The sequence below is a fragment of the Streptomyces ureilyticus genome (assembly GCF_011045025.1).
GTDB classification, from domain to species: domain Bacteria; phylum Actinomycetota; class Actinomycetes; order Streptomycetales; family Streptomycetaceae; genus Streptomyces; species Streptomyces ureilyticus.
In genome coordinates, this window is record NZ_JAAKZX010000305.1 from 1 (window position 1) to 9,009 (window position 9,009).

Consider the following 9,009-nt stretch of genomic DNA (forward strand, 5'->3'; position numbering starts at 1 on the left):
GCCATTCGGGGACCACCTCACTAGGGCGCGGCAGCGGGGGAGGGGCTCGCGGAGTGGTGCCCGCGCCCCTTGAGGGCCGTAGGCCCTTCAAGGGGCGCGGGGCTGTGACATATGCGGCTCCGCCGCGCGGGCGCGACCAGCCACAACGGACCGCAACGCTCGAACCGCACTTCCAGCGGAGCGCGCGGCGGTTTGCGGCCGGGGCTATGTCGGACGGCATGAGGGTCAGGCCACGCTTCCGGCGGCCTTCTTGCGGCGCGCCGCGTACATACCCGCGGCGGCAACGCCCAGTACGGCCAGCCCGCCCGCGGTCACCGACGGCTCGGCCAGGCCGCCACCACCGGTGTGCACGCCGCCGTGGGGCTTGTCGTGCTTGCCCTTCCAGTCCTTGCCGTACGAGTCCTTACCGTACGAGTCCTGGCCGTACGCGTCCTTGCCGTAATCCTTGCCGGACCCGTCCTTGCCGGTCCCCTTCTCTCCGTTCTCCTTCGGGGCCTCCGAGGGGGCCTCCGAGGCCTTCCCGGTGTTCCAGTCCTCCGCGTCGACCGCGGTCAGGGCGCCACCGCCGGTGTGCACACCGCCGTGCGGCCAGTGGTGCTTGCCGTGCTTGTGGTGCTTGCCGTGCTTGCCGTGCTCCTGGCCGTAGGAGGAAGAGCTCTCGTCCTTGGCGGACGAGTCCCCACCCGCGTAGGCGCCGGGAGCGCCGAGAACCAGGACGGCCGAAGCCGCCGCGGTGGCCAGGATCAATCGAGCAGAGCGCATCTGACGTTCCTTCCGCCGTGGCCGGGCAGCGGACACTGCGTCAGCTGATTCACCCGACCCCGATGTGAACCACCGTCAGTCAGTTGCCGGCGGCCCACCACTCGGGGCGCTCAGCCGGGTGAGTGGCCGGTACCGTTCAGCCCACTGCCAGGACGGTCGTCAGGACCTGGCGCAGCGTCAATTCCGCATCCCGTACAGGGCCTGACGACCGCCACGCGACGAATCCGTCGGGCCGTACGAGTACGGCTCCGGTACGTGTCGTGCCATGGCGTTCCGCCCAGTCCGCACCGTCCTCGGGCGTCAGCTCGCTGCCGTCTCCGGCACCCAGCCGGTACGAGACGAGCGGCACCGGCGACTCCTCGGCAAGGCGGACGGCGGCCTGGTGCCAGTCGCTCGCCTCGTCGGCGCCGGCGTTGGCGTCGGCATCGCTGAGCAGGACCATGGACCGCTCGTACAGGTCGAGGGTGGAGATGCGCCTGCCCTCGTGCCGTACCCACAGGTGGGGCGCCCGGCTGCCGGGCTCCCCGGTCAGGGCGAACTTCTCCGGGACGACCGGGGCCGCGGGATCGGCACCGAGGACGGCGCCCTGCGGGTAACGGTGGCCGAGGACCACATTGAGGATGCCCTGCCGCGGCCCGCCGCCGGCGCCGGGCGGCGGGGCGAAACCGGGGTGGCTGTGCTCGGCCGACCGGACGGCGGCGCGGGCGCTGGTCGCCTCCGCCACCGGACGGCGTTCGATGTCGTACGTGTCCAGCAGTTCGTCCCCTGCCCAGCCGCCGAGCACCGCGGCCAGCTTCCAGGCCAGGTTGTGCGCGTCCTGGATCCCGGTGTTGGAGCCGAAGGCTCCGGTCGGGGACATTTCATGGGCCGAGTCGCCGGCCAGGAAGACCCGCCCCGACCGGTAGCCGCGCGCCACCCGCTGGGCGGCGTGCCAGGGCGCCTTGCCGGTGATCTCGACATCGAGGTCCGTGTCGCCGACCGCGCGGCGGATGTGGTCGGCACAGCGCTCGTCGGTGAACTCCTCGAGCGTTTCGCCCTGTCCGGGGTGCCAGGGGAGGTGGAAGACCCAGTTGCGGTGGTTGTCCACCGGCAGCAGTGCGCCGTCGGCGTCCGGGTTGGTCAGGTAGCAGACGATGAAGCGGCGGTCGCCCACCACCTCGGCGAGGCGACGGGAACGGAAGGTCACGCTGATGTTGTGGAACAGGTCGCCGGGACCGCTCTGGCCGATGCCGAGCTGTTCCCTTACGGGGCTGCGGGGGCCGTCGGCGGCGACGAGGTAGTCCGCGCGGATGGTGGTGTGTTCGCCCGTCTGGCGGCTCTTGACCACCGCGCTGACCCCGGTGGAGTCGGCGTCGAACGACATCAGCTCGGTGGAGAACCGCAGGTCGCCGCCGAGTGCCGTAGCACGGTCGAGCAGGACCGGCTCCAGGTCGTCCTGACTGCACAGACACCAGGAACTCGGGCTGAAGCGGGCCAGCCCGCCGCCCGGGTCGATCTCCTTGAACAGCCACTCGCCCGCGTCGCCGGCCAGGGTGGGCGTCTGCAGGATGCCGTGGTTGTCGGCGAGGGTTTCCGCGGCCTTCCGGATGGCCGGCTCGGCGTCGGCCACCCGGAACAGCTCCATCGTGCGTACGTTGTTGCCGCGGCCGCGGGGATGGATGGACGTACCGGCATGACGCTCCACCAGCGTGTGCCGCACCCCCAGCCGGCCGAGAAACAGCGAGGTCGACAGGCCGACGAGGGAACCGCCGACAATGAGGACCGGCACTTCGTGGGTTCTCGGGCCGGCTCGGTCGGCTCTTGCATTCATCACGCGCCTCCAGAGTGTGTCGTGTCCACCGACTCGGCCGAATCAGGCCGGGATCTCCATGCATGCCCCGCGGGGCGGAGGGTGGCTCAGGCTTCACCCGGAGCGAGGTGCCGACTGGTCGCGGCGTTCCCCGGCAATCCCCCGAATGCCGTAAAGGCAGGGATCCGGACTCGGTCCGCGCGGCCGGCGGGCCACGTACGAAAGGGAGCCTCAGGGCCTTGTGATGACGGAGAACTCCACCCCGAAGGGGTCCGTGATGGTGGCGCTCCGGCCGTAAGGGGTGTCCTCGGGGGCGTCGGCGGTGGCGCCCGCCGTGAGGGCGCGACGCACCACCGCGTCCGTGTCGGCCACCTCGAAGGTGGTCGCCCAGACGGACTTGGGGGCGCTCGGGAAGCCGAAGATGCCGCCGATCTCCTTGCCGTCCCCGCGGCGCAGGAAAGTGAAATCGAAGTCGGGGAGCGTCTCGTTGAGGTCCAGGGTGTAGTCGAAGACGGCCGTGTAGAAGGCCCGTGCGGGTTCGGGGTCGGCGGTGACCAGGTCGTTCCGTACGAGCGAGCCCGGCTCGTTCACGACCTCGCAGCCGACGTGCGCCCGCCCCTCCCAGAGGCCGAAGCGGGCGCCGACCGGGTCCTCGGCGATGACCATACGGCCCTGGTCCCCGACGTCCGTCGGAGCCTTGAGCAGGGAACCCCCCGCGTCCACGATGCGCTTGGCGGTGCCGTCGCAGTCCGCGGCGGCGAAGTACATGGTCCAGCCGGAGCCCGTGGTGGCCGGGGCCTGCGCGAGGGCCGCGACGGGGCGGCCCCGCAGCAGGCACACGGTGCCGAGTCCGGTCTCCGCGCCCTTCGTCTCGTACTCCCAGTCGAAGAGCGCACCGTAGAACTCCCTCGCGCGCTCCAGGTCGGGCACCCGGAGGTCGATCCATGTGGGCGTACCGTCCGGCTGAATGCTGCTGACGTAACTCATCGCGTGCTCCCTGCTGTCGGACGAGCGAGAATCCACCACCGACAGTAGGAGCCGTATAGGCCGAATCCTGTCCTATATCTCCCCCCCATTTGCCCCGTATCTGCCCGTGTCCGTGTCACACCGATGGAACCCAAAAGCAACACGTGAGGTCCTGTCCCGCCCTGCCGACGGTCCTACGATCGAGTCTCTTCCACGCGCCTGGGGGGCCGGTGGAACTGGGGAGGGCCGAGGCACACCATGATCCGCAGCAGATTCCGTAGATCCGTCTTAAACACCGCGGATGCCGGGGGCGCCGGGGATGCCACGCAGGCAGGCGTGCCCAAGTTGATCCACATCATCTGGATCGGCGAGCGGGCCTTCCCGTACCGGGACAACTTCCGCACCTGGAAGGAGCACCACCCCGACTACCGGGTCCGGCTCTGGACCGACAAGAACCTCCCCGCCCTGCACAACCAGTGGGTCTACGACGCCCTCGCCGACCAGCCGCCCGCCGTACGGGCCGACCTGCTCCGCCTCGAAATCCTCGCCCAGTACGGAGGCGTCTACACCGACGCCGACTCCTGGTGCACCCAGCCCATCGGCCCCCTGATCGACGACCTGACCCTGTTCGGCATGACCGGCAACTACGGCAACGTCCAGAACGCCACCCTCGGCACCGTCCGGGACCACCCCGCCTACCGCATGGCCGTCGAAGGCGCCGGAGCACACTATCTCCGCCTGGCCTACCAGAAGCGCAACAGGACCGAGAAGTACGAGGTCTTCGACATCTTCGGCACCCGCTACATCACCCCCATACTGCGTTCCTTCCCCGGCTTCACCCAGATCGACGTGGGTGCGGTCAAGGGCAGCCGCCGCCTCATAGTCGTCGAGGGCCTGGACAAAACCAGCGAGGCATACATCGTCCACGCCAACGCCACCACCTGGAAAAAGCCGGGCACCGACAACCGGATCACCCTGACACCGGCCTGCCCCGGGAACGGGTGAACCTGCCAGGGTTGGTTCGGGGGAACGGGGTAGAAACGGGGCAGGACCCGAGGTGAGGAGGTACGCGATGTCCGGGATTCCCCGCCGGGTCGTCCAGGCGATCAGCCTGCTCGCCGCACTGGCGATGCTGCTGTGGCTGGCGACCCTGCTCGTGGAGAACTTCTGAGACCACCTCGCTGCGGGCGTCACCCCCGGCGTACGGGGACGATGCGAGCGACGGGTCGCCGTCGGGCGGGGGAGTCTCGTACGTCCTTGAGGGTGCCCGGCCCGGGATGACGTGGCTCGGGAGTGGCGGGGCTGTGCCCGGGGTCGGGCCCCCGGGGTCGGGCCCTCTCGACCGGCGTTCCACGCGCGGTCCAGTGCGGTCGGTGAGTGTCGGGACGTGCAGGATCGGACCGACCGAGGAGGGCGTGTGCCCGAGCAGCAGACGATTCCGGATGTGCGGAAGTCGGTGACCGTGGCGGCCACGCCCGAGCACTGCTTCAAGGTGTTCACCGAGCGGCCCAAGGACTGGTGGCCGCCGAGCCACGTCCTGCTGAAGAAGGAGCGGGTCGGCCTGGCCTTCGAGCCGGGTGTGGGCGGCCACTACTACGAGTGGGACGTCGAGGGAAACCGCGTCGACTGGGGCAAGGTCCTGGAGTGGGAGCCGGGCCGACGGCTCGTCATGACCTGGCGGATCGACGCCAACTGGCAGTCCATCCCGGACGACGAGCGGGCCAGCCGTATCGAGGTCGAGTTCACCCGCGTCGACGACACGCACACCCGCGTCGAGCTCGCACACGTGGCGCTGGAACGCCACGGCGAGGGAGCCGACCGTATCTTCCGGGCCCTGGACGGGCCGAGTCCCGGGGAGACGCTGGAGCTGTTCGCCAAGGCGGTCTGACGGCCGGGGCGGGGGTGGTACGCCGAGCGGTCTTCTCGGCTGTACGCCACTGGTCTCGGCCGGTGCGCCACCGGTCCGGCCGATACGTCGCCGGTCTCGGCCGGTGCGCCACCGGTCCCGGGCCGGCAGCGCGCACTCGGATTCGGCTGGTTGGGTCCGTTCGCGGATGCGGCCGGCTGGGCCCGTATGCGGAGACAGCTATCCAGGTCCGTACGCGGACATCGCCGCCGCTCGTATCCGAGGCCGCTCACACGCTCCCTGGGACCGCCGCCACGCTCGCCCGGAATGCACCCACGTCCGGTCCGCTCCCACACCAGGGGGCTGCCACACGCCCGAGGCCGCGCCCACGCCGGAGGCGCCCCACTCCCTCGCCCCCGACGAACACACCCCCCCCGCGCGAAAGCCGCACCGCATCGCATCGCACTGCCCCGCCCGCAGCTCTCTCAGCCAGGAGGTCACGAGGATGCCCGCCGATATGCAGCTGGACACCGGGACGGCCGGTGCCGCCGAGGCCGTACGTGCTCTCGCGGCCCGGTACGCCGCAGACGCCGACAGCAGTCGCAAGCTCTCCCGCGAGGTCGCCGACGCCGTGCGCGACGCCGGCTTCGCCCGGCACTTCGTCGGGCGCGAACACGGGGGCGCGGAAGGTACGTTCGCCGAGTTGACGCGGGCCGTCGTCGACGTGGCGCGCGGCTGCGCCTCGACCGCCTGGTACGCCTCGCTCGCCGCCTACTCCGGGCGCATCGCCTCCCATCTCCCGCGGGAGGGCCGCGAGTCCGTGTGGTCCGACGGCCCCGACACCGTGATCGCCACCGCTCTGATGCCTGCCGGGCGTGCCGTGAAGGCCGACGGCGGCTGGCGGATCAGCGGCCGCTGGAACTATGTCAGCGGGATCGACTTCGCCGGCTGGGCTCTCGTCTGTGCCGTCGTTCCGGGTGCCGAAGGACCGCCCGCCATACGGTTCTTCGCCCTCCCGTGGGGCACCTGGACCGTGGAGAACACCTGGGACAGCGTCGGCATGCGGGCGACCGGCAGCCACACGGTGACCGTAGAGGACGTGCTCGTCGCCGAGCATCTCTCGTTCGACCGGCAGGAACTCCTGACCGGCCGCAACAGTTCCTCCGACCGGCCCGTCCACAACGTGCCGCTCCAGGCCGTCGCCGGGCTGCCGTTCGTGGCTCCCGTCGTCGGTGCCGCCCTCGGCGCCCTGGACGCGGCCGCCGCGACCGTCACCGGCCGCCGCCGGACCCCGGCCAACGAGGTGAAGCTCGTCCGCGCCGCCGGCCGGATCGACGCGGCCCGGCTCCTCGTGGAGCAGAACGCCGACGCCGCCGACTCCCAACGGCTCGACCGCGGCCTCCTCGCCCGAGCCGAACGCAACGCCACGACGGCCGCCGAGATCCTCCGCGACTCCGCCGGGCTGCTCGTCGCCCTCGCGGGCACCGGGGGCCTCGGCGAGACCCACGCACTCCAGCGCCACTGGCGCGACATCACCTCGGCCACGAGCCATGTCGCGCTGCAGTACGAGACCTCCGCGGCCAGGAGCCACGCGAACGCCCTCCTCGGCCCCGCGGAGGAGTGACGAGAGGTGGAGGGGCGAGGGGTGGACGAGGTGACGGCCGCGGTGGCTCGGCGCCCACTCCGCCACCGGCCCGTCGGCTCAGGGAGTACGCGAGCCCGACGGTTCGGCTCGTACGACTCCGGATCGCTCTTCCGGAGGCCTGCGGGCTCCGCTGCAAGTCCGGTACGTCACCCGAGGGTGCGTCGTGGCTGGTCGCTCCCCCACTCTCGGCTTCTCCCCCACTCTCGGCTTCGCTCGAGCGGGGGGACCCCCATGAGCGGGGGGATCCCCATGAGCGAGGGGATCCCCGATCCGCTCGTACGGCCCCCGGCGCGCCCTCCCGAGGAGCCCCGCGGGCCCGGGAGATGTCCGGCACCGGCCGCCGATGACCCCCGGGCCGGGCGACCCCCAGCCGCCTGACCACCCATAGGAGCTGCCATGTCCGCCGCCGTTCACGCGGAAGCCGGTGTCCACGCGGGCCCCGCCGTCCCGGGTGCCCCGGCCGGGTCCGGGGCGCCCGCGGGAACCCTGCCGCGACCGCCGTCGCCCGACACCGGGCCGGCGGCCCTGGCCTCGCGTCTCGCCCGGTCCGCCGCCATCACCGGATCGGGGGCCTTCCTGCGGACCGACGAGGTCTCCGACTGGTTCGACGAGCGGCGACGCGCTCACCACTTCGCCGTCCGGCGTATCCCCTTCGCCGGTCTCTCCGGCTGGTCGTTCCGGCCCGGCACCGGGAACCTCGGGCACGAGAGTGGTCGGTTCTTCACCGTCGAGGGGCTGCGGGTCGAGGTCGAGGGTGAGGGCGGGCTCGGCCGCGGCTGGCAGCAGCCGATCATCAACCAGCCCGAGGTGGGCATCCTCGGCATCCTGGCCAAGGAGTTCGACGGCGTCCTGCACTTCCTGATGCAGGCCAAGATGGAGCCCGGCAACCCGAACCTGCTTCAGCTGTCGCCGACCGTCCAGGCCACCCGCAGCAACTACCTGAAGGTCCACCGCGGCGCCGACGTGCCGTACCTCGACCGCTTCCTGGCGCCCGAGCGGACCGGCGGACGCGTGCTCTGTGACGCCCTTCAGTCCGAGCACGGGGACTGGTTCTTCCGCAAGAGCAACCGGAACATGATCGTCGAGGTGTCCGACGACATCGCCCCGCACGACGACTTCCGCTGGCTCACCCTCGGGCAGATCGGCGAACTCCTGCACCACGAGAACGTCGTGAACATGGACGTCCGTTCCGTCCTGGCCGGCGCCCCGGTCACCGACCCGGCGGGCCTGTCCGACCCGGCCGACCCGGCCGACCCGGCCGGCCTGTCCGACCCGTCCGAGTTCCGTGCCGTCCAGTCGGACACGGGACTGCTGTCCTGGTTCGCCGCCGAGCGCTCCTCGTACGTACTCGCCGAGCGCATCCCGCTCGACGGCCTGGAGGGCTGGCGGCGCGACGCCTGGCACCTGGAGCGCGACGACCGGCGGTTCTTCCGGGTGGTGGCCGTGGCCGTCGAGGCCGGGAGCCGTGAGGTCGCCGGCTGGACGCAGCCGCTCATCGAGCCGGTCGGCCGGGGCGTGGCCGCCTTCGTCGTCCGCCGTTTTCACGGGGTCCCGCACGTCCTCGTACAGGCGCGCACCGAGGCCGGGCTGTGCCACGGGGTGGAACTCGCCCCGACCGTGCAGTGCGTGCCGGAGGACCATACGCGGCTGTCGGGTGACGGCCGGCCGCCCTTCCTCGACGTGGTGCTGGGCGCGGCGCCGGACCGGATCCACTACGAGGCCGTGCTCTCCGAGGAGGGAGGTCGTTTCCTCGGCGCGGAGAGCCGGTACCTGATCGTCGAGGCGCCCGACGGCGCCGGACGCCGGGGCGAGGCAGCACAGACGCTTCCGGAGTCAGCTCCGGAGCCGGTTCCGGACGTACCGCCGCCCGGCTACCAGTGGGCCACCCCCGCCCAGCTCGCCTCGCTCGCCCGGCACGGCTTCTACCTCAACGTCCAGGCCCGCACGCTGCTTTCGGTCATCGGCAGCGGTGCGGCGGGCCCCGCTCTGAACGCCCGCGAC

General features: G+C 71.6%; 7 protein-coding genes. 4 read left to right on the forward strand and 3 right to left on the reverse strand.

What is annotated here, in order from left to right; all coding sequences use genetic code 11:
• Nucleotides 1–225: 225 nt before the first annotated feature.
• From G6048_RS44635 to G6048_RS44645, 3 genes are all read right to left on the reverse strand, one after another.
• A complete protein-coding gene (locus G6048_RS44635) occupies nt 226–762 on the reverse strand; it encodes a hypothetical protein (protein ID WP_165345342.1) in 537 nt (178 codons plus the stop codon).
• Between the two features lie 136 nt (nt 763–898).
• Nucleotides 899–2,572, reverse strand: a complete 1,674-nt coding sequence (locus G6048_RS44640) for an FAD-dependent oxidoreductase (protein ID WP_165345343.1) — start codon at nt 2,570–2,572, stop codon at nt 899–901.
• Between the two features lie 210 nt (nt 2,573–2,782).
• Nucleotides 2,783–3,538, reverse strand: a complete 756-nt coding sequence (locus G6048_RS44645) for a VOC family protein (protein ID WP_165345344.1) — start codon at nt 3,536–3,538, stop codon at nt 2,783–2,785.
• A gap of 315 nt (nt 3,539–3,853) precedes the next feature.
• Here G6048_RS44645 and G6048_RS44650 point away from each other — a divergent pair, with 315 nt between their 5' ends.
• From G6048_RS44650 to G6048_RS44665, 4 genes are all read left to right on the forward strand, one after another.
• Nucleotides 3,854–4,522: a glycosyltransferase family 32 protein gene (locus G6048_RS44650; protein WP_165345345.1), complete on the forward strand. Its 669-nt coding sequence runs from the start codon at nt 3,854–3,856 to the stop codon at nt 4,520–4,522.
• A 412-nt stretch (nt 4,523–4,934) separates the two neighbouring features.
• Nucleotides 4,935–5,405: an SRPBCC domain-containing protein gene (locus G6048_RS44655; protein ID WP_165345346.1), complete on the forward strand. Its 471-nt coding sequence runs from the start codon at nt 4,935–4,937 to the stop codon at nt 5,403–5,405.
• A 463-nt stretch (nt 5,406–5,868) separates the two neighbouring features.
• On the forward strand, nt 5,869–6,987 hold the full coding sequence (locus G6048_RS44660) for an acyl-CoA dehydrogenase family protein (RefSeq protein WP_165345347.1): 1,119 nt from the start codon (nt 5,869–5,871) through the stop codon (nt 6,985–6,987).
• A 417-nt stretch (nt 6,988–7,404) separates the two neighbouring features.
• A partial coding sequence (locus G6048_RS44665) for an NDP-hexose 2,3-dehydratase family protein (protein WP_165345348.1) occupies nt 7,405–9,009 on the forward strand: 1,605 nt, incomplete at its 3' end.

Bases quoted from the DNA above. Each gene is read 5' to 3' on its own strand.
- G6048_RS44660 (WP_165345347.1), top strand. From the start codon at position 5,869: ATGCCCGCCGATATGCAGCTGGACACCGGGACGGCCGGTGCCGCCGAG.
- G6048_RS44645 (WP_165345344.1), bottom strand. From the start codon at position 3,538: ATGAGTTACGTCAGCAGCATTCAGCCGGACGGTACGCCCACATGGATC.
- G6048_RS44635 (WP_165345342.1), bottom strand. From the start codon at position 762: ATGCGCTCTGCTCGATTGATCCTGGCCACCGCGGCGGCTTCGGCCGTC.
- G6048_RS44640 (WP_165345343.1), bottom strand. From the start codon at position 2,572: ATGAATGCAAGAGCCGACCGAGCCGGCCCGAGAACCCACGAAGTGCCG.